The sequence below is a fragment of the Streptomyces sp. NPDC045701 genome, from assembly GCF_056432045.1.
Genome location: NZ_JBWKJV010000238.1, coordinates 1 through 1,003 on the forward strand (window position 1 = coordinate 1; position 1,003 = coordinate 1,003).

At 67.0% G+C, this 1,003-nt stretch carries 1 pseudogene; it reads left to right on the top strand.

Annotated elements, in window-relative coordinates:
• Positions 1–1,003, top strand: a pseudogene (locus AC07DW_RS34690) (IS630 family transposase); the annotation flags it as partial.

Below are 1,003 nucleotides of genomic sequence, written 5' to 3' on the forward strand. Positions count from 1 at the left end.
GTGCGGAGCTGACGCGCTGGGCGCGGCGGGCGAAGACCGCGCAGTTCCTGGCGCTGCGGGCGCGGATCGTGCTGCGGTGTGCGGAGGGCGGGACCGATAAGGAGATCGCCGCCGAACTCGGCGTGTCGCAGGGCACGGTGAACCGCTGGCGATCAAGGTTCATCCGGTTGCGGCTGGGCGGGCTGAATGATGAGCCGCGTCCCGGCAGGCCGCCCTCGATCCTGCTGGACCGGGTCGGGGACGTGCTCACGGCGACGCTGGAGTGCACCCCGGGCAAGGACACCCACTGGTCCCGGGCCTCGATGGCCAAGCACTCGGGGCTGTCGAGGTCCACCATCGGGCGGATCTGGAAGAAGTTCGACCTCAAGCCCCATCTCCAGGACGCGTTCAAGCTCTCCACCGGCCCGCAGTTCGCCGCGAAGGTCGTCGACGTCGTCGGCCAACCACAACCCGCCCGAGAAGGCGGTGGTGCTGTGCGTGGACGAGAAGAGTCAGATCCAGGCGCTGGACCGGTCCCAGCCGGGGCTGCCGATGATGCCGGGCATGCCCGAACGGCGCACCCATGACTGCCTGAGGCACGGCATCACCAGCCTGTTCGCCGCCTTCAACATCGCCGACGGCACCGTCATCAGCGAACTCCACCGCCGCCACCGCGCCATCGAGTTCAAGAAGTTCCTGGTCACGATAGACAAGGCCGTCCCGGCCGGACTCGACGTGCACCTCGTGTGTGACAACTACGCCACCCACAACACCCCCGAGATCAAGACATGGCTCGGCAGACATCCCCGCTTCCACGTCCACTTCACCCCCACCGGCTCCTCCTGGATCAACCAGGCCGAGCGGTGGTTCGGCCTGCTGACCGACAAACTCATCCGCCGCGGCGTCCACACCTCCGTAAAGGCCCTCGAAGACGACATCAGAGCCTGGATTGACGACTGGAACAAGAACCCCAGGCCCTTCACCTGGACCAAGACCGCCGACGAGATCCTGAACTCCCTCGCCG